At 59.9% G+C, this 23,799-nt stretch carries 30 protein-coding genes; 28 read left to right on the top strand and 2 right to left on the bottom strand.

Going from position 1 to position 23,799, the window contains the following annotated elements:
• The first annotated feature begins 6 nt into the window (after positions 1 to 6).
• The 10 genes from VMV64_RS06700 (at position 7) to mazF (ending at position 8,706) form a co-directional block, all read left to right on the top strand.
• Positions 7 to 1,212: a type II secretion system F family protein gene (locus VMV64_RS06700; RefSeq protein WP_325329188.1), complete on the top strand. Its 1,206-nt coding sequence runs from the start codon at positions 7 to 9 to the stop codon at positions 1,210 to 1,212.
• Positions 1,213 to 1,323: 111 nt separating this feature from the next.
• Positions 1,324 to 2,886 (top strand): hypothetical protein, encoded by a 1,563-nt coding sequence (locus VMV64_RS06695; RefSeq protein WP_325329187.1) that lies wholly within the window; start codon positions 1,324 to 1,326, stop codon positions 2,884 to 2,886.
• The gene (locus VMV64_RS06690) at positions 2,883 to 3,536 is read left to right on the top strand and encodes a hypothetical protein (RefSeq protein ID WP_325329186.1); all 654 of its coding nucleotides are present in this window, start codon (positions 2,883 to 2,885) and stop codon (positions 3,534 to 3,536) included. The genes VMV64_RS06695 and VMV64_RS06690 overlap by 4 nt, the downstream gene beginning before the upstream one ends.
• A 61-nt stretch (positions 3,537 to 3,597) precedes the next feature.
• On the top strand, positions 3,598 to 3,999 hold the full coding sequence (locus tag VMV64_RS06685) for a hypothetical protein (protein ID WP_325329185.1): 402 nt from the start codon (positions 3,598 to 3,600) through the stop codon (positions 3,997 to 3,999).
• A 56-nt stretch (positions 4,000 to 4,055) separates the two neighbouring features.
• Positions 4,056 to 5,846: a hypothetical protein gene (locus VMV64_RS06680; RefSeq protein WP_325329184.1), complete on the top strand. Its 1,791-nt coding sequence runs from the start codon at positions 4,056 to 4,058 to the stop codon at positions 5,844 to 5,846.
• 62 nt (positions 5,847 to 5,908) lie between these two features.
• Entirely contained in the window at positions 5,909 to 6,574 is a 666-nt protein-coding gene (locus tag VMV64_RS06675; RefSeq protein WP_325329183.1) for a type II secretion system protein, read from the top strand.
• Positions 6,575 to 6,583: 9 nt separating this feature from the next.
• Entirely contained in the window at positions 6,584 to 6,784 is a 201-nt protein-coding gene (locus VMV64_RS06670) for a hypothetical protein (protein WP_325329182.1), read from the top strand.
• Between the two features lie 196 nt (positions 6,785 to 6,980).
• A complete protein-coding gene (locus tag VMV64_RS06665) occupies positions 6,981 to 7,628 on the top strand; it encodes a prepilin-type N-terminal cleavage/methylation domain-containing protein (RefSeq protein ID WP_325329181.1) in 648 nt (215 codons plus the stop codon).
• 494 nt (positions 7,629 to 8,122) lie between these two features.
• On the top strand, positions 8,123 to 8,365 hold the full coding sequence (locus VMV64_RS06660) for an AbrB/MazE/SpoVT family DNA-binding domain-containing protein (protein ID WP_325329180.1): 243 nt from the start codon (positions 8,123 to 8,125) through the stop codon (positions 8,363 to 8,365).
• Positions 8,365 to 8,706 (top strand): endoribonuclease MazF, encoded by a 342-nt coding sequence (gene mazF, locus VMV64_RS06655; RefSeq protein ID WP_325329179.1) that lies wholly within the window; start codon positions 8,365 to 8,367, stop codon positions 8,704 to 8,706. The genes VMV64_RS06660 and mazF overlap by 1 nt, the downstream gene beginning before the upstream one ends.
• Positions 8,707 to 8,764: 58 nt before the next feature.
• Here the strand turns inward: mazF and VMV64_RS06650 are convergent, their stop codons facing one another.
• Positions 8,765 to 10,735, bottom strand: a complete 1,971-nt coding sequence (locus VMV64_RS06650) for a monovalent cation:proton antiporter-2 (CPA2) family protein (RefSeq protein ID WP_325329178.1) — start codon at positions 10,733 to 10,735, stop codon at positions 8,765 to 8,767.
• Between the two features lie 49 nt (positions 10,736 to 10,784).
• Here VMV64_RS06650 and VMV64_RS06645 point away from each other — a divergent pair, with 49 nt between their 5' ends.
• The 18 genes from VMV64_RS06645 to VMV64_RS06560 all read left to right on the top strand — a co-directional run bounded on the left by VMV64_RS06645 (position 10,785) and on the right by VMV64_RS06560 (position 23,084).
• Positions 10,785 to 11,774 carry a KpsF/GutQ family sugar-phosphate isomerase gene (locus tag VMV64_RS06645; RefSeq protein ID WP_325329177.1) on the top strand — a complete coding sequence of 330 codons (990 nt, stop codon included), beginning with the start codon at positions 10,785 to 10,787 and terminating at the stop codon, positions 11,772 to 11,774.
• A 204-nt stretch (positions 11,775 to 11,978) separates the two neighbouring features.
• Positions 11,979 to 12,500: a 3-deoxy-manno-octulosonate-8-phosphatase KdsC gene (gene kdsC, locus VMV64_RS06640; protein WP_325329176.1), complete on the top strand. Its 522-nt coding sequence runs from the start codon at positions 11,979 to 11,981 to the stop codon at positions 12,498 to 12,500.
• 85 nt (positions 12,501 to 12,585) lie between these two features.
• Entirely contained in the window at positions 12,586 to 13,107 is a 522-nt protein-coding gene (lptC, locus tag VMV64_RS06635; RefSeq protein WP_325329175.1) for an LPS export ABC transporter periplasmic protein LptC, read from the top strand.
• Positions 13,088 to 13,690 carry a lipopolysaccharide transport periplasmic protein LptA gene (lptA, locus tag VMV64_RS06630; RefSeq protein WP_325329174.1) on the top strand — a complete coding sequence of 201 codons (603 nt, stop codon included), beginning with the start codon at positions 13,088 to 13,090 and terminating at the stop codon, positions 13,688 to 13,690. The genes lptC and lptA overlap by 20 nt, the downstream gene beginning before the upstream one ends.
• A gap of 58 nt (positions 13,691 to 13,748) precedes the next feature.
• Complete coding sequence (lptB, locus tag VMV64_RS06625; RefSeq protein WP_325329173.1) at positions 13,749 to 14,471, top strand: LPS export ABC transporter ATP-binding protein; 723 nt, start codon at positions 13,749 to 13,751, stop codon at positions 14,469 to 14,471.
• A 50-nt stretch (positions 14,472 to 14,521) separates the two neighbouring features.
• Entirely contained in the window at positions 14,522 to 15,961 is a 1,440-nt protein-coding gene (locus VMV64_RS06620) for an RNA polymerase factor sigma-54 (RefSeq protein WP_325329172.1), read from the top strand.
• Positions 15,962 to 16,153: 192 nt separating this feature from the next.
• Positions 16,154 to 16,480, top strand: a complete 327-nt coding sequence (gene hpf / locus VMV64_RS06615; RefSeq protein WP_325329171.1) for a ribosome hibernation-promoting factor, HPF/YfiA family — start codon at positions 16,154 to 16,156, stop codon at positions 16,478 to 16,480.
• 56 nt (positions 16,481 to 16,536) lie between these two features.
• Positions 16,537 to 16,989 (top strand): PTS sugar transporter subunit IIA, encoded by a 453-nt coding sequence (locus VMV64_RS06610; protein ID WP_325329170.1) that lies wholly within the window; start codon positions 16,537 to 16,539, stop codon positions 16,987 to 16,989.
• Between the two features lie 55 nt (positions 16,990 to 17,044).
• On the top strand, positions 17,045 to 17,995 hold the full coding sequence (gene hprK / locus VMV64_RS06605; RefSeq protein ID WP_325329169.1) for an HPr(Ser) kinase/phosphatase: 951 nt from the start codon (positions 17,045 to 17,047) through the stop codon (positions 17,993 to 17,995).
• Between the two features lie 43 nt (positions 17,996 to 18,038).
• Positions 18,039 to 18,878 carry an RNase adapter RapZ gene (rapZ, locus tag VMV64_RS06600; protein WP_325329168.1) on the top strand — a complete coding sequence of 280 codons (840 nt, stop codon included), beginning with the start codon at positions 18,039 to 18,041 and terminating at the stop codon, positions 18,876 to 18,878.
• A complete protein-coding gene (locus VMV64_RS06595; RefSeq protein WP_325329167.1) occupies positions 18,878 to 19,246 on the top strand; it encodes a NusG domain II-containing protein in 369 nt (122 codons plus the stop codon). The genes rapZ and VMV64_RS06595 overlap by 1 nt, the downstream gene beginning before the upstream one ends.
• A 46-nt stretch (positions 19,247 to 19,292) precedes the next feature.
• Positions 19,293 to 19,835 (top strand): Gx transporter family protein, encoded by a 543-nt coding sequence (locus tag VMV64_RS06590; protein ID WP_325329166.1) that lies wholly within the window; start codon positions 19,293 to 19,295, stop codon positions 19,833 to 19,835.
• Positions 19,832 to 20,383 carry a surface-adhesin E family protein gene (locus VMV64_RS06585; protein WP_325329165.1) on the top strand — a complete coding sequence of 184 codons (552 nt, stop codon included), beginning with the start codon at positions 19,832 to 19,834 and terminating at the stop codon, positions 20,381 to 20,383. The genes VMV64_RS06590 and VMV64_RS06585 overlap by 4 nt, the downstream gene beginning before the upstream one ends.
• 32 nt (positions 20,384 to 20,415) lie before the next feature.
• Positions 20,416 to 21,027, top strand: coding sequence for a flavin prenyltransferase UbiX (locus VMV64_RS06580; RefSeq protein WP_325329164.1), 612 nt, complete (start codon positions 20,416 to 20,418; stop codon positions 21,025 to 21,027).
• Positions 21,027 to 21,581 (top strand): pyridoxamine 5'-phosphate oxidase family protein, encoded by a 555-nt coding sequence (locus VMV64_RS06575; protein ID WP_325329163.1) that lies wholly within the window; start codon positions 21,027 to 21,029, stop codon positions 21,579 to 21,581. Before VMV64_RS06580 ends, VMV64_RS06575 begins: the two co-directional genes overlap by 1 nt.
• Positions 21,578 to 21,805 (top strand): hypothetical protein, encoded by a 228-nt coding sequence (locus tag VMV64_RS06570; RefSeq protein WP_325329162.1) that lies wholly within the window; start codon positions 21,578 to 21,580, stop codon positions 21,803 to 21,805. The genes VMV64_RS06575 and VMV64_RS06570 overlap by 4 nt, the downstream gene beginning before the upstream one ends.
• 35 nt (positions 21,806 to 21,840) lie before the next feature.
• Positions 21,841 to 22,185, top strand: coding sequence for a hypothetical protein (locus tag VMV64_RS06565; RefSeq protein ID WP_325329161.1), 345 nt, complete (start codon positions 21,841 to 21,843; stop codon positions 22,183 to 22,185).
• A 653-nt stretch (positions 22,186 to 22,838) separates the two neighbouring features.
• The gene (locus VMV64_RS06560; protein ID WP_325329160.1) at positions 22,839 to 23,084 is read left to right on the top strand and encodes a hypothetical protein; all 246 of its coding nucleotides are present in this window, start codon (positions 22,839 to 22,841) and stop codon (positions 23,082 to 23,084) included.
• 532 nt (positions 23,085 to 23,616) lie between these two features.
• Here VMV64_RS06560 and VMV64_RS06555 read toward each other — a convergent pair.
• The coding region (locus tag VMV64_RS06555; protein WP_325329159.1) for a hypothetical protein at positions 23,617 to 23,799 on the bottom strand (183 nt) is incomplete at its 5' end.

Genomic DNA, 23,799 nt, shown 5'->3' with positions numbered 1-23,799 from the left:
CAGACCATGAGCCTGTTTGTTTATCAGGCCATGGACGCCGACGGCAGGATGGTTCGCGGCGACATGGACGCCGCAAACATTTCAGATCTGGAATTGCGCCTGAAGCGCCTGGAGCTGGACCTGATCGACGGCAAGCCGGCAGCGCAAAGGACCTTCGCTTTCCGCAAACTCCCGGTCAAGCGCCAGGACCTGATCAATTTCTGTTTCTACATGGAGCAGCTCAGCGGCGCCGGCGTGCCGTTGCTGGAAGGGCTGGCCGACCTGCGCGACAGCATCGAGCATCCGCGCTTCCGCGAAATCGTCGCCGACCTGATCGAAAACATCGAGGGCGGCTTGCAGATGTCGCAGGCGATGATGCGGCATCCCGACACCTTCGACCAAACCTTTACCAGCCTGATCGCAGCCGGCGAGCAAAGCGGCAAGCTCGCCGAAATATTCCGCAGCCTGACTGAGACCCTGAAGTGGCAGGACGAACTCGCCGCACAAACCAAGAAACTGCTGATGTACCCGGCCTTCGTCGGCACCATCGTACTCGGCGTCACCTTCTTCCTGATGATCTTCCTGGTGCCGCAGCTCACCGGATTCATCAAGAACATGGGGCAGGAACTGCCCTTTCACACCAAGGCGCTGATTTTCATTTCGAACATCTTCATCAACTACTGGTATTTGATCCTCGCCTTTCCTCCGCTGGCGTGGATGGGCCTGACCATCCTGTTGAAAAACAGCCCGGAAGCCCGCTACAGGGCGGACGGCCTCAAGCTGAAGGTATGGATGGTCGGTCCCATTCTTCACAAAATCATTCTTGCCCGTTTCGCCACCTTTTTCGCCCTGATGTATGCTTCAGGCATCACCATTCTCGACAGCATCCTGCTGTCCGAAAAGATCGCGTCCAACAGGGTGGTCGAAGATGCCTTGCAGCGCGCCGGGAAGCTTATTTCGGAAGGGCAGAGCGTCACCGCCGGCTTTCAGAATACCGGCATGTTCCCGCCCCTGGTATTGCGCATGCTCAAGGTCGGCGAAGCCACCGGCGAACTGGACAAGGCGTTGCGCAACGTCAGCTATTTTTATGACCGTGAAGTCAAGGAATCGATCGAAAGGGTGCAAGCCCTGATCGAACCTGTCATGACCGTCGTCCTCGGACTGATATTAGGCTGGATCATGCTATCCGTGCTCGGCCCGATATACGATACCATCAGCAAATTGAAAACCTGATGAACGCCATACGCAGCCCGCAAAACCCCTACGACCCTCCATGCCCGCGCTCAGGTGTGGCACAGCTACCCGTATTTGCACAGGCCCTTCGACTGCGCTCAGGACAGGCTTATGTTTAGCAAGCTGCTCGCCTACCACACCGCCAAACATACCGAGGTTTACACCTGGCGTCATGGCGCCCTGTCCGCAAGACACGTTTTCAATGCCGACGCGGAGGGCATCGCCGAATTCGCGGCGCACCTGGAAAAGCACGCCAAACTGCCCCTCCACTTCCTGGTGGACATCATCGAGGAGGATTTCCGCCTCGAAACCATCCCCCACATACTGGGCCGGTCCCGCACCGCCCTGATCAACCGCAAACTGGGGCAAGTCTTCCGCAATGAGGCCTACCGGCACACCGCGCTGCAGGAGCGGGACACGGAAGGACGCCGGGACGACCGCCTCCTGCTCTCCGCCCTGACCAACAGCGCGGCGATCAAGCCCTGGATCGACGCCGTCCTGGAATGCAGGATAGCGCTCGCGGGACTCTATTCGGTACCGCTGCTCAGCCAGGCGATCAACCGCAAACTCGGCCTGGGCAAAGCCCCCCACCTGCTGCTCATCACCCGCCAGGGCGACGGGGGGTTGCGCCAGAGCTACTTCCAGAACGGATATCTCAAGCTCAGCCGCCTGGTTTCCATTGCCGGGAGCGGCCCGGTCGAGCTGATCGATGCGGTCAACGAGGAAAGCGCCAAGATTCAGCAATACCTGAATAACCAGCGCTTGCTGCCGCGGGATCAGCTGCTGGAAATCCACCTGCTTTTCAACGACAACGAGTGCGACAGCCTTCTCAACGGCTGCAACAGTACGCCGACGCACCAGTTCTTGCCCCGGGAACTGCGGCATACCGCCGCCGCCCTGGGGCTCGATTCGAGCGCCGCCACCGACGTCAAATCCCTGTATCTGCAATTCCTGTCCCGCCACAGCGTTGGCAACCACTACGCCGGCGCACGGGAATCCCGCTACTGGCGGCTGAACCGCGCCGCGCTGGCGATGAAATCCAGCGGTATCGTTCTGGTCGCCTTCGGCATCCTTTCCGCCTGGCACCATATCGCCGACGGCCTGAACCTCGCCGTGCAGACCGATCAAACCCTCAGCCAGGCGGAGCGCCTGGGGGCGGAAGCGCATACCATGCAAAGTGCCTTCCCCTTGCTGCCGGCGGCGCCCGATATCCTCAAGGGAACCGTGGAACTGGCGGAAACCCTCACCGCCCGCCCGCGCACTCCCGAAACCCTGATGGCCGCCATCAGCCGCGCCCTGAACGAATTGCCCCAGGTGCGCCTGCAGCGCTTCAAATGGGTGTTGACCGCCAATCCCGATCAGGACATCGGTGCCAAGTCAGCCGCGCCCCCGCCCGCAACCAACGAATCAGTGCCGAGAGAGCGCGGCGAAAAACTCGAAATCGCCCTGCTGGAAGGTGAAATCGCTCCCTTCACCAATTACCGCGATGCGCTGGCCGCTGTCGAGCGACTGACGGCAATCCTGAAGGCCACCCCCGGCCTGCAAGCGATCCCGCTGGCCCTGCCCATCGAGACCGGTCCCCAGGCCCAGCTCAAGGGCAGCCTGAACGAAGACGCGCAGCCGCCTGCCGCCAATTTTTCGCTCAAGCTGATTTATCGGGCGACCGGATCATGAGCCGCCTCAACCTTTCGGAGATGACCCGGGAAAATCTGCTCATGATGCGGTTAGCGCTGATCCTGCTGGCGCTGAGCATCGTGACCGGCCTCAGCCTGCACTTCGGCGGTACCCTATTCGAGGGCCGCCAGCAGGAGCGCCACGCACAAGCGCAACAACGGCTCGACACCGCGCGCCAGAACCACGCACGCACGGCCGCCGAACAGGAAATCATCCGCCGCTACCTCGCCCCATACCAAGCCCTGCTCGACACCAGACAGATCGGCGAAGAAAGGCGGCTGGACTGGATTGACGCCTTGGGCCGCGTCCGGGAGCAACGCAAATTTTTCCCCATGGAATACGACATCGCCTCGCGGCGGCCTTATACGTTTACCGGCCTTCCCTCCACGAACACCCTGACAATCTCCGCCAGCCGGATGAACATCAAATTTCCCCTGCTTCACGAAAACGACCTCTTCACCCTGCTGAACGAGCTGCGCGCCCGCAAAGCGGGGCTGTTTGCCCTCGACCATTGCGACATCACCCGCAACCCGCAGGAGAAGGGCAAGCCCCTCCAGCTCGCCCCAAATCTTGCGGCGGAATGCTCCCTGGACTGGCTGACGGTGAGTACCCCCGCACCGGGTGCCGCGTTCAACCCACCCGGCCGATAATGGGAGGCGAAACATGATCCCTATTTTGAAAATAAAACGCACAACAAGGTGGCAGGCCGTCATGGCTGCCGGCTTGCTCCTGGCAGCGAGCGCACCCCGCGCCGAACTGGTGGGGCGGTTCTTCTTCGCCCCCCAGGAGCGCACCGCGCTCGACGCCTTGCGCCACAACATCGTCGCCCCCGGAGTACGCGCGGCCAGCGGCCCGATTACGGTGAACGGCCTGGTCACAAGCAGCAGAGGCACAAGCACGGTCTGGATCAACGGCGCCCCGCAACACGAAAGCGAACAGATTACGGCCACGAAAAAAAAGGGCGCCCCCGGAGAAATCACCGTCAAGCTACCCGGTTCCACCCGGCTGCGCCCTCTAAAGGCCGGCCAAACCCTGACGCCCGGCACCGGAGAGATTCGCGAGGGCTACCAATTCACCGCCGTGCCTGACGACCCGAATAGCGCAATAAAATAGCCGCCATGCGAAACGATCTGCCATTTCCTTGCCCCAAGGCCAAAGGCTCAGCGCTGATGCTGATGCTGATTATTCTCGGCTTGGCCACAGCCTTGCTGGTCAGCGCCCTGAAGAGCAACCCCCAGATCGAGCGGGATAAAATCACGGCGGATGCGTTGGCCAAGGCCAAGGATGCATTGATCGGATATGCGATCACTTACCGGGATAAAGGTCATCCGGATGATGTATTCGGCTACCTGCCTTGCCCGGACTTCGACAACGATGGCGAAGCCGAAGCCAATCAAACTCCTACGCAATGTGCCGGCAAGGACATCCCGGTGGCAGGACGCCTGCCATGGAAGACTCTGGGTCTGCCGCCGCTGCGCGACAGCCACGGTGAATGCCTGTGGTATGCCGTTTCCGGAACCTTCAAGGCAGTGGCGGGCGGCAACCTGACTGATTTTATGAACTGGGACACCTTGGGACAGTTCGCGATTCAGGATGCGGGCGGCTCAACCGTATCGGGAGCAACGGCCCACAGCCGCCCCGTTGCGGTGATCTTCTCCCCCGGCCCGCCACTGAGCGCGCAAAACCGCCCCCCCAGTAGCGGCCAGGAATGCAGCGGAGACACCACTAACAGCGTCGCCGCTTATCTGGATGGCGGCAACGCCTTCACAATCCCAACCCCGCCCCCCGTCATGCTGACTGCCGGGGCATATGGCAACACCACGATTAATGACCGCCTGCTCTGGATCACCCCCACCGAAATCTTCGATCGCATCAAACGGCGCAGCGATTTTGCCGCCGATATCAACGACCTGCTCAGCAACACGCCCATTTCCCCTGGCAGCAGCATCACCCTCGCCGCCTACCTTAACAGCCTGACCCCCGCGAGCTTGCCAACGCTGACCTCCGGCACAAAGGGTTCGGACGACGTCTATGACAAGTGCAAGACGGCCGACCCGACCAACTGCTGGAACAAGTTGACAGCAAGACAACAAAAATTCCTGGCCAACTGGCACGACAACCTGCTCTATACCAAACTGGCCACCCCCACCAAAATCGCCGTCAACGGCGTGTTGACCGCCAACGTCTGCAATGCGGTGCTACTCTTTGGCGGCGAACGCACGACCAGAACGGTCGCCCCGCTGGTCGCCCAGACACGCGCCACATCCAACGAAAAGAATGATGCCGCCATGTACCTGGAAGGCGCCAACGCAACCTCTTTCCCCGGCGGCACCAGTTTCAGCGGCATCAGTACATTCAGCAAAACCGGCACGGCTCAAGACCTGATTGCGTGCATCGGCGCTGGTAGCACCGGTGGCGGTGGCATCTATACGGGCATCGTTCCTCCAGGAGTGAACCAACCCGCTGGCTGGACCGGCGACACGGGCCAAAGCAGTGTCACCTTGTCCGATGGCACCATTATCGCCGTCACATCCACATCCGGCAGCACCCCAACCATTTACGTTTCGAATACGGGAATCGGCATAGATAGCGGGTCCGGCGCAAAGTCTCTCAATCTCGGCAACGGTGAACAGATGAGCTTTACCTTCACCAGCGGTCAGCAATCACTTGCGGTTTTAGTGGGTATGCTGAAAAATAATGATAGTGGTTCCATCACTTTCAAAAATGATGGGGCCACCGTCGGCACGGCCACCATCGATGGCTGCTCCTCCTCGAATACCAGCATCTTCAACAACATCGTCCCGGCAGGCAATCCCACCTTTAACCAGGTTATTTTTACCGCAGGGACTAACAATGGATATTATATTAATCAGGTCGTGGCCTGCGCTGCTGGAACCTGCGCCGTCACCGGGGACGGCGCCACGGGAGCAGACACTTGCACATCCTGGACATCGCCTTAGCCCACGCAACAACCAACGGGCATAGCGCTGGATGTTTCATGTTGAATACGAGATGATATTTTATGAAAACGTACCGCAATCACACCTTCGGTTTCACCCTGGTCGAAATGGCCATCGTGCTGGTCATCGTCGGTCTGTTGCTCGGCGGCATGTTGATGCCGCTTTCCGCGCAGATGGAACAGCGCCGGATCAGCGAAACCCAAAAGACCATGGACGAGATCAATCAGGCGCTGATCGGGTTTGCGGTCGCCAACAAGCGGCTGCCCTGCCCTTCCACCCAAACCGATCCAGCCGCCACCGATTACGGCGCAGAGGATGCCTCCTGCTCCGCAGCCCCCGTCGCCGAGGGCTATCTTCCCTGGAAGACACTGGGCGTAGCTGAACTGGATGCCTGGGGCATACCGCGCACCACTACCGCCGCCCCCTGGCTCGGCTACTGGCGCTACCGGGTTGATCGGAATTTTGCCGTCACCTTCACGCTGACCACAGGTTTCGCCGACAGCCTGGCTGTCCGAAACAGCGCGGGAGCCACCCTGACCACCACGACCGAACGCCCGGTGGCGATCATCTATTCTACTGGCCCGAACAAAACCGCAGACGGGCAAAACGCCACCTTCGACGCTATCTATCAAAGCGATACACCGAGCTCTGCCTTCGACGACATCACCATTTGGGTTTCACGCCCCATCCTGTTCAACCGCATGGTCGCGGCCAACCAGCTGCCCTGATCGATGCCCATGGCAAAACTGACCGACTTCATCCCCTTCAGGAAGATCGTCGGCCTTGCCGGTATCGCGCTGATCCTGGCCGGCTATTTTTTCCTCGGCATCGATCCGGACACCGAACCCGCCCTGGCGATCAAAAGCGCGTTTGCCGGCATGGGGCTGATCATAACGGGAGCCATCCTGAGTTTGGGAGCCCTCTTTTTTGCCGAATAAACCGCTTTTCTCGCTGGATGGCATTTTTGAAGACGTGCACCTGTAGCCGCGTTATCCGCGGGCAAACTGGACGGTCTGCGAAATAGGCCAGAGACGTTTGCAAGCCGAATAAAATAGGGCTAAACTGTTTACAATTAAATAATTACCTTAGTCATGAATAAGTATTCTCCCTATCCAAATTAAAGAAGAGGTCAAAATGAAAAAAACTCAATCCGGTTTTACCTTGGTGGAAATCGCCATTGTGCTGGTGATTATCGGTTTGCTGCTCGGCGGCGTGCTGAAGGGTCAGGCGATGATAGAAAGCGCCAAGGTCAAGAACCTGGGCAATGACCTGAAGGGGATTGAAACAGCATTCTATGCCTATCAAGACAAATTCAGGGCTCTACCGGGCGATGACATAACAGCGGCAACTCATGTAACCGGGGCCACAAATGCTACGACCGGGGGAACAGTTGGCAACGGAAGAATCGAAGGCGTCTGGAATTCGACGACTGCCACGAACGAATCGGCGTTGTTCTGGCAGCACATCCGCTTGGCTGGCTTAGCCACTGGCAATTCGACTGCCGGCACCTTGGGAACCAACGCCGCCGGCGGAACAATGGGCATCAGCAGCACTTCGCCACTCAGCGGGTACACGGCCGGTTCTGGGGGCGTGATCGGCGGGAGCCACTATGTTTGTTCTAGCGGTATTGACGGCAAGCTGGTGCGGCAACTGGACATTATGATTGATGACGGTTCCGCGCTTAAAGGCTCCTTGGTCGCGGCAACTGATGCAGCTCCGACAACAGCGCTCACTGCGGAACCGGTGGACGGCACTGCTTACACCGTGTGTCTGGCATTCTGACACTGGCCGATCGACTGTTGCTTGATGAAGAGGGGCATTCAGACCACGTAAGGCGGAAAAACGTAGCGTCTTCCGCCGTTTGGAATTCCGCGTGCCCCCCCCAAAAAAAGCCCCTGTAAAGAAGGGGCTTTTTTTATGTTTGCTGCACCAACCCGCGTAAGGCTGGCGCAATAACCAACGGAACAATAGGGGAAGTACCCTGATTAACCCATAAAAAAGCATTTTACCGCGGAGGACGCAGCGAGCGTAGCCCGGATGGAACGGAGTGAAATCCGGGGCAAGGGAATGCCCCGGCATCCCGGATTCCGTTGCGCAGCATCCGGACCACGTATCAACCAAGCTGACGGGCATCTTCGGATGCCCGTTTTGCTTTGTGCTTCCCCAGCAAAACCTCGCCTCACGACAAGATGTGTCGATACGATTGTTGAAACAATTGGTCTAGGTGACTATACTATCACCTGTATCAACTTTTGTTTCTACAGGAGACTAGAATCATGGCCGTTCAGCTGCTCAAGAAATGGGGCAACAGCCCTGCGGTGCGCATTCCCGCTGCCGTCATGGAATCGGCGCACTTGTCCTTGAATCAGCTCGTCGAGATCAGGGCGCAAAATGGCCGGGTCATCATTGAACCGGTAGAACCGAGCTATTCGCTCGATGATCTGCTGGCCGGGATCACCCCTGAAAACCGCCATTCCGCGGTCGACTTTGGCGCACCGCAAGGCCGGGAGCTGATCTGATGCCGAGTCGCTACGTCCCGGATGCAGGGGATATCGTCTGGATGAGCTTCACGCCGCAAAGCGGCCACGAACAAGCGGGCAGAAGGCCTGCCGTGGTTTTAAGCACGAAGGCATACAACAGCAAGGCGGGGCTCTTGGTATGCGTGCCAGTCACCAATCAGGTCAAGGGTTATCCCTTCGAAGTGGTGCTCAGTGGCTCAGCCGCCACAGGGGCGGCCTTGGCCGATCAGGTCAAGAGCCTGGATTGGCAATCGCGGGAAGCCGAACGCAAGGGCGCGGCCACGGCAGCCGAGATGGCGGAGATCAAGGCGAAAATCCGCATACTGCTCTGCCTGTCCTGACCGCAACCCGCGCAAGGCGCAATGCGCTTCGCTTATTGACGCCCTACATGAATGGCCACTACCCTTGTAGCAATTTGACTTCCGCAGCGGCAAGATCCTCCGGCGCGCCCAGCAGCACCACCACATCGCCCGCCTGCAGCACGGTTTCCGGCTGCGGCGCCAGGGCGCGGATGTTGCGCCGCCGCACCGCCGTCACCTGCACTAGCAGGCTGTCCAGGTCCAGATCGGCGAGCGTTTTGCCCACCGCCGCACCCCCTTCGTTCAGGGCGACGCTATGCAGGCGCGGCTGCACTTTTTCGCTCAACTCATAGTCCTGGTCGGTGACGCCATGGAAGAAACCGCGCAGCAGGCTATAGCGTGCTTCCCGAACCTGGCGCACGCGCCTGACTACGCGCGACAGCGGCACGCCAAGCAGCATCAGGGTGTGCGAAGCCAGCATCAGGCTGCCTTCCAGCACTTCCGGCACGACTTCTGTGGCACCGGCGTCGCGCAGTTTTTCCAGGTCCGTATCGTCCAGGGTACGCACGATCACCGGCAGGTCGGGGCGCATTTCATGGGCATGGTGCAGCACCCGCAGCGATGATTTCACGTCGGCGTAGGTCACCACCAGCGCCTTGGCACGGTTCAGCCCGGCCGCCATCAACACTTCGCGCCGGCTCGCATCGCCATAGACGACGCTTTCGCCCGCCACCGCCGCCGCCTTGACGCGCTCCGGGTCATGGTCAAGCGCAATAAATGAAATGTTTTCCTGCTCCAGAAAGCGCGCCAGATTCTGTCCGCTACGGCCATAACCGCAGACGATGACATGCTGGTCGCTGGACGCACTGCGCACTGCGACTTCATGCAGCTCGCGGGCACGGTTCACCCATTCACCGCCGCACACTTTCTGCACGATGGCTTCGCTGTAGTGGATGATGAATGGCGCCGCCAGCATCGAAAGCAGCATCGCCGAGAGGCTGATCTGCAAAATTCGCTCATCCAGGAGATGCACCCCCCCGGCCAGTGCTAGCAATACGAAACCGAATTCTCCTCCTTGGGCCAGCGCCAGCCCGGAGCGGATGGAAACCGACAGCTCGCTGCCGGAGAAACGGCTCAAGAGGCCGATCATCAGGGCCTTGCCCACCACCAGCAGGAAAAGCAGCCCCATCACCCAGGCAAAGTTGTCAGCAACAGCATGCAGGTCGAGCAACATGCCGATGGTGACGAAGAACAAGCCGAGCAGCACATCGCGAAAAGGTTTGATGTCGGCTTCCACCTGGTAGCGGTATTCGGTCTCGGAAATCAGGATTCCGGCAAGAAATGCCCCCAGCGCCAGCGACAGGCCGGCCATCTCGGTCAGATAGGCGAGGCCCAGCGTCACCAGCAGCACGTTGAGCATGAACAGCTCGGAAGTCTTGTGTCCGGCGACAAGATGCAGCCATGGGCGTAGGATGCGCTGACCAAAAACCAGCAGCACCGCCAACAGCAGCACCGCCTTGATGACTGCTTCCGCCATCGTCCAGCCCAGGTTGTTGTCGCCGGCGGCCAGGGCTGGAATCAGCACCAGCAGGGGCACCACCGCCAAGTCCTGGAACAGCAGCACCCCGACAATTTCGCGGCCGTGCCTGGAATGCAGCTCGACCCGTTCAGCCAACAGCTTGCTGACGATGGCCGTGGAGGACATCGCCAGGATGCCGCCCAGCGCCACCCCGGCTTGCCAGCTCAACCCCAGAGCCAGGCATATCACCAATACCAGCGCCAGGGTTAATAGAACCTGAGCGCCGCCGAGACCAAACACCAGACCTTGCATGGCTTTCAGCTGTGGCAGGCTGAATTCCAGACCGATGCTGAACATCAGGAATACCACGCCGAATTCAGCCAGGTAAGTCGTTTCGCCGCTTTCCGGCACCCATCCCAAGGCATGCGGGCCGATGACGATGCCCACCAGCAGGTAGGCGAGCAAGGGAGGCAGGCGCAGCGAGCGGAACAGCGCCACCACCAGCACGGCGGCGGCAAGCAGGATCAGGACAAGTTGCAGGGTGTTATGCATATGAAAATCAGGTGAGGCAATAGACTGTGGGGTTTAGTATAATGCTCGGATGAACGCAACCGAACCGATATCCGACCGCAACGCTCTCGACCTGGCGCGCCAGGTACTCTCTATCGAAGCCAAGGCCGTCGAAGCGCTAATAGGCCGGCTGGACGACAAATTCACCTGCGCCCTGCAACTGATTCTACACTGCCGGGGAAGGGTTGTGGTAAGCGGCATGGGCAAGTCCGGCCACATCGCGCGCAAGATCGCCTCGACCATGGCCAGCACCGGCACCCCGGCGTTCTTCGTCCATCCCGGCGAGGCCAGCCACGGCGATCTCGGCATGATCACCGCGGATGACGTGCTGATCGCCCTGTCCAATTCCGGCGAAAGTCCGGAGCTGCTCACCATCTTGCCGATCGTCAAGCGCAGGGGGGCGAAGCTCATCGCCATGACCGGCAATCCGGCTTCATCCATGGCGCGCGAGGCGGACGCGCACCTCGATGCCAGCGTGGCGCAGGAAGCCTGCCCGCTGGGACTGGCTCCGACTGCCAGCACCACCGCGGCGCTGGCGCTGGGCGATGCGCTGGCGATCGCGCTGCTCGATGCGCGCGGCTTCGGCGCGGAGGATTTCGCCCGATCCCATCCCGGCGGGGCGCTCGGCCGGCGCCTGCTGGTGCATGTCGGCGACCTGATGCACAGCGGCGAAGCGCTGCCCAAGGTACCGGAAACGGCGCTGCTCACCGAGGCGCTGCTGGAAATGTCGCGCAAGGGCCTGGGCATGACCGCGGTGGCGGACGACGCAGACCGCCTGCTCGGACTGTTCACCGACGGCGACCTGCGCCGCGCCCTCGACAAAACGCTCGACATCCGCGCCGCCAAGGTGGCCGAGGTGATGACCCTTAACCCGCGCACGATCGGCCCGGAAAAGCTGGCGGCCGAGGCCGTGCAGATGATGGATCAGCACAAGATCAACGGGCTGCTGGTGGTGGACGCGGATGGCCGGCTGGTCGGCGCGCTGAACATGCACGACCTGCTGCGGGCAGGGGTGGTTTAAGTTCAAAAACTTTATCCACGAATTTACACGAATAGCCCACGAATGTTCACGAATGAAAACCCAAAGCCATCATTTATACAGTGCTCGGTAACTGGGTTAATAAAGGCTTGTCCGTGCCAATCCTAACGATATTGTTTTTTTATTCGTGTTCATTAGTGAACATTCGTGTCATTCGTGGTTAATCTTTAAGAATTCAACAAGACAATGGACGCTTTCGAACGCGCAAAAAAAATCAAACTGGCCATCTTCGACGTGGATGGCGTGATGACCGACGGCAGCCTCTACCTGGCCGACGACGGCCAGGAATTCAAGGCGTTCAATTCTCTCGACGGCCACGGCATGAAAATGCTGAACCGCTCCGGTGTCGAGCTGGCAATCATCACCGGCCGAACCTCGCAGTTGGTTGCGCTGCGCGCCATCAACCTGGGCGTGACCCATCTTTACCAGGGCTCGGAGGACAAGCTGGCCGCCTTTCTCGAAGTGCTGGAGAAAACCGGCATTGACCCTACAGAATGCGCCTATATGGGCGATGACGTGGTGGACCTGCCGGTGATGCGCCGCTGTGGGCTGGGCGTGTGCGTTCCCGCCGCCCCGGCTCTGGTCAAGCAGCATGCCCACTACGTCACCGAACTGGCGGGCGGGCGCGGCGCCGTGCGCGAAATGTGCGAGCTGATCATGCAGGCGCAGGGAACTTTCGAGGCGCAAATGGCGCCTTATCTGAAATAACTTTGCTGGCTATCTCCCCGTGACAGGCCTGATGCGCGACCGCTTTACACTCTGGTTCCCAGCTGGTCTGCTGGTACTGCTGGCGATGCTGACGTTCTGGCTCGACCGCACGGTGCAGCCGACGCAGCCGAAAAACGACGGCAGCGGCCGGCACGACCCCGACTATACCGTGGAAAACTTCACCGCCACCCGCATGGGCATGGACGGACTGCCGCGGCATACCCTGACCGCCACCAAGATGCTGCATTACCCGGATGACGACAGCACCCATCTCGACAGGCCGCATTTCACCCGCTTCGAAAGCGGGATGGCCCCGACACACATCCAGTCGACCAAGGGGCTACTGTCGAAGGAGGGGGAACATGCCTACTTCACAGGCAACGTCGTGGTCACACGCGATGCCTTCGACGGCAAAAGCACCTTGACGCTCACGACCAGCTACCTGCATGTCATTCCGGACAAGGATCTGGCGCTGACCGACAAGGCTGTTAACATTCGGGATGCACGTATTAATGTCGACGCCGTTGGTTTAGAATTGAACAACAAAACCCACGTGATGAAACTGTTTTCACGCGTCAAAGGCCGTTATGAAAAACCCAACCGTTAAACTTTCGCTCCTTCTCTGCCTGTGGACAGCATTATTGCTGGTAGCCACGCCCTGGGCTCATGCTGAGAAAGCGGATCGGGACAAGCCCATTAACCTGGAGTCGGATACCGCCACTGTGGATGATGCCAAGAAAATCAGCATTTACGAAGGCAATGTCATCCTCACCCAGGGCACGCTGCGAATCCTCGCCGATAAGCTGGTGGTCACTGAGGATGCCGAAGGTTTCCAGCTCGGGACGGCTTACGGCAACCTGGCCAGTTTCAGGCAGAAGCGCGAAGGCTACGACGAATACATTGAAGGCTATGCCCTGCGCATCGAATACGATCAGAGGAAGGATTTGGTACAGCTTTTCAATCAGGCGCGCATGAAGCGCGGTCTGGATGAAGCACATGGAAACTATATTTCCTATGATGGCAAGACCGAATTCTTCCAGGTGATCGGAGGCAAGGAAACCGCCACGGCCAGCAACCCGCGCGGTCGGGTTCGCACGGTGATACAGCCGAAAAAGAAAACCGACGCCCCCGCCCCGTCTCCCAGCAAGCTGAAACCCGCCGAAAGTATCGCCAATCCACGAGAAGAGTAGGAGCGGGCTTACCCGCGAATCTATCGCGGCCAAACTCGCTCCTACGGACTGCATTTATATGAGTGAACTGATCGTCCAGGGCCTGAAAAAGCGCTACAAATCGCGCCAGGTAGTGAAAAACGTTTCGCTGGATGTGTCCAGCGGCGAAGTGGTCGGGTTGCTCGGGCCGAATGGCGCGGGCAAGACCACCAGCTTCTACATGATGGTGGGACTGGTGCCGCTGGATGGCGGCAGCATCCGCCTGGACGGCGAAGAACTGAGCCGCCTGCCGATCCACCGCCGCTCCCGGCTGGGCTTGAGTTACCTGCCTCAGGAAGCATCGATCTTCCGCAAGCTGACGGTGTCCGAAAACATCCGGGCGATCCTGGAGCTGCAAACGCTTGAACCGGGGCAGGTCGAACAGCGCCTGGACGATCTGCTGCACGAGCTGCATATCAACCACCTGCGCAACAACCCGGCGCTTTCCCTCTCCGGCGGCGAGCGCCGCCGGGTGGAAATCGCCCGTGCACTCGCCACCCAGCCGCGCTTCATCCTGCTGGACGAGCCCTTTGCCGGGGTTGACCCTATCGCCGTGATCGATATCCAGAAAATCATCCGCTTCCTTACTTCACAGAATATCGGCGTGCTGATCACCGATCACAACGTACGGGAAACCCTGGGAATTTGCGATCGCGCCTACATTATCAATGACGGCGAGGTGCTGGCCAGCGGAAATCCGGATGAAATCGTTTATAATGAAAATGTAAGAAAAGTTTACCTGGGAGAACACTTCCGGATGTAGCGGCGAACCCGCTCCAGGAACCGTGCCTACATTCTCCCGGGAACAAATACATGAAGCACAGCCTACAACTCAAACTTTCGCAACACCTGACCCTGACGCCTCAGCTGCAGCAGTCCATCCGGCTGCTCCAGCTGTCGACGCTGGAACTTGACCAGGAACTGGACGCCTTCACCCAGGAAAATCCCTTCCTCGAACGGGTGGAAAGCACAGGCGATACGGAAAGCGAGGAAGTAGCCGATGCCGGCGGCAAGCCGGACGAGTTCTCTACTCAGCCCACCTCCAGCAGCGCTACCGACGCGACACCCGCTGAACCCGCCCCCCTTACCGAAAGCGATTGGGATCAGGATAGCCCCTGGACTGCGCACGACGACGAAGAGGATAGCGACTACTCTTCGCAACGTGCCGAAGCGGTGGATCTGCGCGACCACCTCAACTGGCAGTTAGGCCTCACTTCGCTGTCCGAACACGACAAGCGAATTGTCGCCTTGCTGATCGATGCCCTCGACGAAGACGGCTATCTCACCCAGAACCTCGATGAACTCGCCGCGCTGTTGCCGCCCGAACTGGAAATCGAACCGATCGAGCTGCATACTGCGCTATGCCACCTGCAAAACCTCGACCCGCCTGGTGTCGGCGCACGGGATTTGGGGGAGTGCCTGGCCTTGCAGCTCGAAACCCTTCCGCCTGAAACTCCATACAGAGAGCAAGCGCTTTCCCTCGCGAAGCACCACATTAACCTGCTGGCTGCGCGCGATTTCACCAAACTGAAGAAATTGCTGCGCCTCGACGACGACGGACTGCGTGCCACCCAGAGCCTGATCACCAGCCTCAATCCGCGCCCCGGCGCCACCTTCGCCAACCTGGACACGCGCTACATCCAGCACGACGTCGAGGTAAAGAAGGTCAAGGGGCAATGGGTCGCCACCCTGAACCCGGAGGTCATGCCCAAGCTGCGCATCAATCGCATGTACGCCGATATTCTGCGGCGCAACCGCGATAGCAGCGGGCAGCACCTGTCGAGTCAGATGCAGGAAGCGAAATGGATGATCAAGAACATCCAGCAGCGCTTCGAGACCATCCTGCGTGTTTCCCAGGCCATCGTCGAGCGCCAGCGGAATTTCTTCGAACACGGTGCAGTGGCCATGCGCCCCCTGGTGCTGAGAGAGATCGCTGAAGCCGTCGAGCTGCATGAATCCACCATCTCGCGCGTCACCACACAGAAGTACATGTTCACCCCGCGCGGCGTTTTCGAACTCAAATATTTTTTCGGCAGTTCCTGCGCCACGGAAACCGGTGGCGCCTGCTCCTCCACGGCCATCCGTGCGCTGATAAAACAGCTGGTGGCGGCAGAAACCCCGCAAAAACCTCTTTCCGACAGCCAGCTTGCAGATATTCTGGCAAAACAGGGCATCGTCGTTGCCCGGCGCACCGTAGCAAAGTACCGCGAGTCCATGCAAATTCCCGCGGTCAGTTTCCGAAAGAGTCTGTAAATGGATAACCTGGACAATTATGGATGTGCTGGCGGGATGCGATGCAAGACGCTGGACGCGCCGCATGGCCATTCCATGCAAGCGGACGGCAACGCAGCAGCGCGCCCGCCAGTGCAGCCAGAATGTTCTGGTTGTCCGTTTATAGACTCTTCTATCCCTTTAACATCCAATATCAACCCGAAGGAGCCTCAAATGAACCTCAATGTTACCGGCCACCACGTTGAAGTGACCCCCGCCATCCGCGATTACGTCACCGACAAGCTCGGCAGGGTTACCCGCCACTTCGACCAAGTCATTGACGTCAACGTCATTCTCTCCGTCGAAAAACTGGCCCAGAAAGCCGAAGTAAACGTTCACGTCAGCGGCAAGGATATTTTCGTTAAATCCGAGGATGCCGACATGTACGCCGCCATCGACAGCCTGGTGGACAAGCTCGACCGCCAGATCGTCAAGCACAAGGAAATGAACGGCGGCCCGACCCGCGGCAGCGGCGGCAAACACCAGCAAGTCGCCGAGTAAGCCATCGCGCGGCGGCAACCGAAAAAGTACCGCCGCGCCCTGCCCCAAAGCCGGATATGAGTCTCCTCGCCAGAATACTGCCCCCAGGCAACGTCCTCTGCGGCCTCGATGTAGGCAGCAAGGCACAGCTATTCGAGGAAGCCGGCTGGCTGTTCGAAAACAATCTGCAGCTACCGCGCAAGAAGGTGATCGGCAGCCTCGCTACGCGTGAAAAACTCGGCTCCACCGGACTCGGCTATGGGATCGCCATCCCGCATGGCCGCATCAAGGGCCTGCGCGAAGCCACTGGCGCCTTCTTCAGGCTGAAAACACCGATTTCCTTCGATGCGCCCGATGGCCAGCCGGTCGGCATGTTGTTCATCCTGCTGGTGCCGGAACAGGCCACTGACCTGCACCTGCAAATCCTCGGCGAACTGGCTCAGATGTTCAGCAATCGCCAGTTGCGCGAGAAATTGCAGGCCAGTTCCGATCCGGTCGAAACCTACCGCCTGCTGACCACATGGAGTTAGAATCAGTCCTGAGTAAAATCCACCAAGACTCAGCATTCAGGACTCAGTACTTTAAATGTCACAGATAAACGTAAAGCAGCTGTTCGACGAAACCCACGACAAACTGGGACTCGTCTGGGTCGCCGGTGTGGGGGGCGGAGCCCGCCAACTCACCGGCGAAATCGTGCAAAAACCGACCTTGGCGCTGATCGGCCACCTTAATTTAGTCCATCCCAACCGGGTACAGGTGCTCGGCTGTGCAGAAATGGACTACCTGCGCAGCCTGGATCAGCCTGCCCTGGCTCAGGCCATCGGCAACCTGTTCTCCACCGAGCTTGCCGCAATCATCGTCGCCAACAAGGAGCCGGTGCCGGAGGTACTGCTCGACGCCGCCAACCGCAGCCAGACGCCGCTATTCACCTCGCCGCAACCCAGCCCCTACCTGATGAACGTGCTCAACCACTACCTCACCCAGGTACTGGCCGAGACCATCTCCCTGCACGGCGTTTTTCTGGAAGTACAAGGCATGGGAGTGCTGATCACGGGCGAAAGCGGCATCGGCAAAAGCGAGCTGGCGCTGGAGCTGGTTACACGTGGCCACCGCCTGATCGCCGACGATGTGGTGGACTTCTACCTGGTTTCGCCGGAAACCGTGGAGGGACGCTGCCCGGCGCTGCTGCAGGATTTCATGGAAGTACGCGGCCTGGGCGTACTGAACATCCGCGCGCTGTTTGGCGAGACCTCGGTCAAGCCGAAAAAGAACATCAAGCTGATCGTCAATCTAATCAAATTGTCCGACCTGAAAATTTCGTCCCAGGACCGGCTGCAAATCGAGGAACTCAGCCAGAACATCCTGGGCGTGGAAATTCCCAAGGTACGCATCCCCGTTGCGGGGGGCCGCAACATTGCGGTGATGGTGGAAGTCGCCGTGCGCAACCATATCCTGCGCAAGCGCGGGATCAACAGCACGCGCGAATTTGTCGAGCGGCATGAACGCCTGATGGCAGGCCCGGGGGAAGAAAAATGAAGAACACCCCCTCACCTCTCGCCCCTCACCCCTTACCCTAAGAATGCAACTCATCCTGATCAGCGGCCTCTCCGGCTCCGGCAAAAGCATCGCGCTCGCCGTACTGGAAGACAGCGGCTTTTACTGCGTGGACAACCTGCCGGCTCAACTGCTGCCCAACATCGCCGGCTTCCTCGACCAGGCCGGCCATGCGCGCATCGCCATCAGCGTCGACGTACGCAGCAGCGGCACGCTCGATCAGCTGCCGCAAATCATTACGCAGATCAAGGAACAGGGCATCGACCTGCGCCTGCTGTTTCTGGAGGCGAAGACCGACACCCTGGTCAAGCGCTTCAGCGAAACGCGGCGGCGCCATCCCTTGAGCAGCGGCCAGCGCACCCTGCAGGAATGCATCCAGCTCGAGCACAACCTGCTCGAACCGGTAGGCGACCTCGGCCATCGCATCGACACCAGCGACCTCAACCCCAACACCTTGCGCGCCTGGATCAAGGATTTCGTGGATTTCGACCGCTCCCGGCTGACCCTGCTGTTCCAGTCCTTCGGCTTCAAGCACGGCATCCCGCTCGATGCCGACTTCGTCTTCGACGTGCGCTGCCTGCCCAATCCCCATTACGACCCTTTGCTGCGCCCGCTCACCGGCAAGGATGCCGCGGTTGCCGCCTTCCTGGAGAGCGATGCCAGCGTGCAGAAAATGCTCGGCGACATCCGCCGCTTCGTGGAAGACTGGCTGCCCTGCTTCATCCGCGACAACCGCAACTATCTGACCATCGCCCTGGGCTGCACGGGTGGACAGCACCGCTCGGTGTATTTCGCCGAAAAACTGACGGAACATTTCCGCACCGGCGGGCAGCAGACGATGGTGAGGCATCGGGAGCTGAGTTGATGCTGAGGCTGATAAAAACCGGCGACTGGCTAGTGCTGCTTGCCGGCATGATCATCACGACCTGGCTGTTTGCCACCCTGTGGCAAGGCCATGCCGCCGACAAAGCAGTGGTGCGTAGCGGCGGCAAAATAGTCGCCGAGCTCAGCCTGTCTGAAAACCGCAGCTACCTCGCGCACGGCCCGCTCGGCACCAGCCGCATCGAAATCCACAACCGCCGCGCCCGTGTAGCCGAAGACCCCAGCCCGCGCCAGTATTGCGTCAAACAGGGCTGGCTGAGCCAGGCTGGAGAAGCGGCCCTGTGCCTGCCCAACCAGGTCAGCCTGGAACTGACCGGCGCTAAAAAATTATATGATTCACTTAACTATTAACCACAGAGCCAGAAGTAGGCGCCTCTGTGTCTCTGTGGTAAGAAACATGCAAATCACCATCCAGACCACCCCGGAAGACCACCGCATCGCGCGGCTGGCGGCGTTCGCCATTGGCCTTTCGGTGATGGAAGCCGTCATCCCCTCACCGCTGCCCGGCATCAAGCCCGGGCTGGCGAACATCGTCACCCTGCTGGTGCTGGAACGCTTCGGCCTGCGCGCTGCCGTGTGGGTATCGCTGCTGCGGGTGGTGGCGGGTAGCCTGATCCTCGGCACCTTCCTTTCCCCTTCGTTCGCCCTGAGTTTTTCCGGTGCGGCAGCCAGCCTCGCAGCGCTGGCACTGGCGCGACATCTGCCGAGAAGTTGGTTCGGCGCAATTTCCCTGAGCATCATCGCCGCCTTCGTCCATATCGCCGGGCAAATGGCCGTGGTTTACCTGTGGCTGATCCCGCATGCCGGCATCCTCTACCTCGCCCCGATTTTCGCCGCCGCCGCGCTGCTGTTCGGCACCGTGAACGGGCTGATCACCGCCAAACTCCTGGCCGAGGGAGCGAACCCTGTCCCCGCCCGGACACCGCTACCCCAGCCATGAAGCGCGCGCTCCTGCTGTTGGTGGCCTGCCTGGCAACTGCGCCGTCCGTCACTATTGCGGCAGAATGGGTGAAAATTCACACCGCAGCCGATCAGAGCCTGTACTTTTACGATCGATCCAAACTCTTCCTGAATGACGACGAGATCACCTATTGGAAGAAGGCAGTGTTCATCACGCCCCAACCCTTCAAGGACAAGCTCATTGCCAGCGCCTTGTACCGCGAGCGCATACATTGCGCCGAGCACACCCTCAAGCTGATCAGCTACCTGCTCTACACCCCGGCAGGAGAACTCTTCGAATACACCCCGACCAAGGAAGGCGACCCCGCCCCGATCATCCCTGACAGCCTCGGCGACGTATTCGAAAAAGCCCTCTGCCCGCTGGTCCTACAAAAACAGGAAGAAGACCGCCTAAGGTCCGAGGCCAAAGCACAGACAGAGGCTGCGAAAAAAACGGAGGCAGAGGAAAAGGCGAGGCTTAAGGCTGAAGCGGCCGCCGCCCCGCAGCCTGTGGCACCCCCACCCGGCACTTCCGCACCGCAGCATTGAGCGCGCCGCTTACCTGGCCTACAATCTGAAGCATGAAAACCCAAAACAAGACCATCACCCTGGCGCTGACCGGCGCTTCCGGCATGCCCTACGCCCTGCGCCTGCTACAGTGTCTGCTGGAAAGCGGTAGCCGGGTCTATCTCCTGTATTCGCAGGCGGCGCAGATCGTGGCAAAACAGGAAATGGATCTGACCCTTCCCACCCGCCCGCAGGAAGCGCAGCAAATGCTGTGCGAACGCTACGGCGCATCGCCCGACCGACTCAAGGTGTTCGGCCGCGACGAATGGTTCGCCCCGGTGGCCTCCGGCACCAACCCGGCCGACGCCATGGTGATCTGCCCCTGCACCATGGGCACGCTCGGCTCGATCGCGGCAGGGCTGTCCGACAACCTGATCGAACGCGCCGCCGACGTGATGCTGAAGGAAAACCGCAAGCTCATCATCGTCCCGCGCGAAGCGCCGTTCTCCGTCATCCATCTGGAAAACATGCTGAAACTGGCCCGCGCCGGCGCCGTCATCCTCCCCGCCAACCCCGGCTTCTACCACCACCCCCAGAGCGTGGACGAAGTGGTGGACTTCATCGTCGCGCGCATCCTCGATCATCTCGGCGTCGAACACCAACTGATGGCTCGCTGGGGCGAATAATGGCCAGGTTCTATCCCGCCCTCGACGACAACCTCAAAGCCTTCATCGCACGGCAGCACATCTTCTTCGTCGCCACCGCGACTCAGGACGGGCGCATCAACCTCTCGCCCAAGGGGCTGGACAGCCTGCGCATCCTGGATGACCGGCGCGTGGCCTACCTCGACCTCACCGGCAGCGGCAACGAAACCGCCGCCCACCTGCTGGCAAATGGACGCATGACGCTGATGTTCTGCGCCTTCGAGGGCAACCACCTGATCCTGCGCCTGTATGGCCAGGGACGCGCCATCAAGCCGGGCGATTCCGAATGGGCAACGCTCGCGCCGCAATTCCCCAACCTGCCCGGCACGCGCCAGATCATCCTGCTCGACATCGAATCGCTGCAAACCTCCTGCGGTGCCGGCGTGCCCCTCTACACCTATACTGGAGAACGAGAGGCGCTGCTGCGCTGGGTGGAAAAGAAAGGCGAGCAGGGCGTGCGCGATTACCAGTATGAAAAAAATCGGGTCAGCATCGACGGCCTGCCGACTGGATTGTTTGAGGAGAAAACCCCATGAAACACATCGGATTAATCATATTGCTGCTGACGGCAACGCTGCTCGCCGCCTGCGAACAAAAGCCCTACCAGCCGCCGATCCCCCACACCGAACCGGACAAATCCGCCACCAAGCTGTTCGAGCCGCAACGCGACGCGCTGGACAAGGCCAAGGGCGTGGAAAAGACGGTCGAACAGGCAAGCCAGGAGCGGGAGGAAGCTGCCGGCAAAGCCGCCGGCTACTAAGCGCCAGATTTCCTTGGACTGGAAGGGAATAGCCAATGCTTCGACTAATCAAATCATTAAACGCCTGGGGCACACCCGATTTTGAGGGCACCCTCAAGGTGGAAATCGAGCAACTGGGCGCCGAACAGCTGCCCTTGCAGCAGGGATTATCGACCAGCAGCTATGCCCTGGACGACAAACTCGACGTGCGGATTATCGGTGTCACCGAGGAAGCCGGTTTCATCCGTGCCAAGGTCGGCATTTTTTATGCCGGGATCACTCCCGGCTGCAGTTGTGCGGATGACCCCACGCCGGTCGAAGAACAGGTTGAGTACTGCGTGGTGCAGCTTGATATCAATAAAATCACGGCCGAGACGACGGTAGCTCTACTGGCGGAATAAACACGCGGAGCGGTTTGTGCGCTTCGCGCGAATGTTTGGGTGCCAGGGGTAGCCCGGCGGGCTAGTTGCTTTCTTTAAACGGCTAAAGAAAGTAACCAAAGAAAGCCGCCCCTGTCTGCCGCCCTTCGCTACGCTACGGGTTCCCTGCGTTGCTCGCCAAGCCGGGCTGCTGCGGAACTCGCGCTACGCGCTCAAACAGTCCTCGCAGAAATCCCCCGACTTGGCTGCGCTACTCGGCGGCGGACCAAGGGGACCGAAAAACCAACCCAACCCCGCCCTCTCCGCCGGGGAGGGCACCCAAAAACCGGGCTCCGCCCACAAGACCTAAATCCCCCTCTGCACCGCCTCGGTTTTCCGGGTGAAGCGGGGGCCGTCGGCTGCGTTTGTCTGAGGCCAAAGGCCGAGTTTTACGCGGCCGCCCGATTTGCCCGGAAAGCCGAGGGTAGCCCGCAGGGCCGGTGCGGGCGGGTCGCCTTCTTTGGGTTAGCCTTTCTTGGCGAAGCAAGAAAGGTAACCTGCCCGCCGGGCAGCCCCGGCACCCAAACACCCGCGCGTAGCGCACACAAAACAGTCGGTGCGATGGAATTAGGGCTACGTCCCCTATTATTCTGCTCAAGGCGGAAATAGAGCAACTGGGTGCTGAACAGCTACCCTTGCAGCAGGGATTATCTACCAGCAGCTATGCCCTGGATGACAAACTCGATGTGCGGGTTATCGGCGTTTCCGATGAAGCCAGTTTCATCCGTGCAAAAGTCGGCATTTTTTATGCGGGGATTACTCCCGGCTGCGGTTGTGCGGACGACCCCACGCCTGTCGAAGAACAGGTTGAGTACTGTGTGGTGCAGCTTGATATCAATAAAACGACGGCCGAGACGACGGTAGCTCTTCTGGCGGAATAAACTCGCGCAAGGCGCAATCAGGTAGAGCGTCAATGACGCGGAACGGGTTTGCTGTTGCTTGGTTGTGGTTTTGTGCGCTTCGCGCGATTGTTTAGGTGCCGGGGGCAGCCCGGCAGCTGGTTCCTTTCTTGCTTCGCCAAGAAAGGTAACCCAAAGAAGGCGACTCCCATCCACCGCCCCTTCGGGGTTCCCTGCGTTGCTCGCCAAGCCGGGCTGCTGCGGAACTCGCGCTTTGCGCTCAAACAGTCCTCGCAGAAATCCCCCGGCTTGGCTGCGCTACTCGGCGGCGAATCAAGGGGAAGTTAAACCAAACACCCCGTCCCCATCCTAGCCTTCCCCTTGAAGGGGAAGGGACAGCAGCCCTATCTCCCTCCGGGAGAGAGTTGGAGAGAGGGCTGAAAGTGGAGAGAATCAACCCGCTACGCACACCACCCGGTTCCCCCTCTGCACCGCCTCGGTTTTCCGGGTAAATCGGGGGCCGTCGGCTGCGTTTGTCTGAGGCCAAAGGCCGAGTTTTACGCGGCCGCCCGATTTACCCGGAAAATCGAGGGTAGCCCGTAGGGCCGGTGCGGCGGGGGTCGCGGTAGGAATGCCGGTTACCCAACACCCCCCGCACAGATCCGTACTTGCGGAATTGCCGCATACGGCTCCTGCCTCGGGTCATGACGCGAAACGCGGTGACGGGTATGGATGCACCCGTCGCGGATACGGCAAG

The sequence above is a fragment of the Sulfuricella sp. genome, from assembly GCF_035531155.1.
In the GTDB taxonomy this organism is placed as follows: domain Bacteria; phylum Pseudomonadota; class Gammaproteobacteria; order Burkholderiales; family Sulfuricellaceae; genus Sulfuricella.
This window is presented reverse-complemented; position numbering and strand designations above follow the sequence as displayed.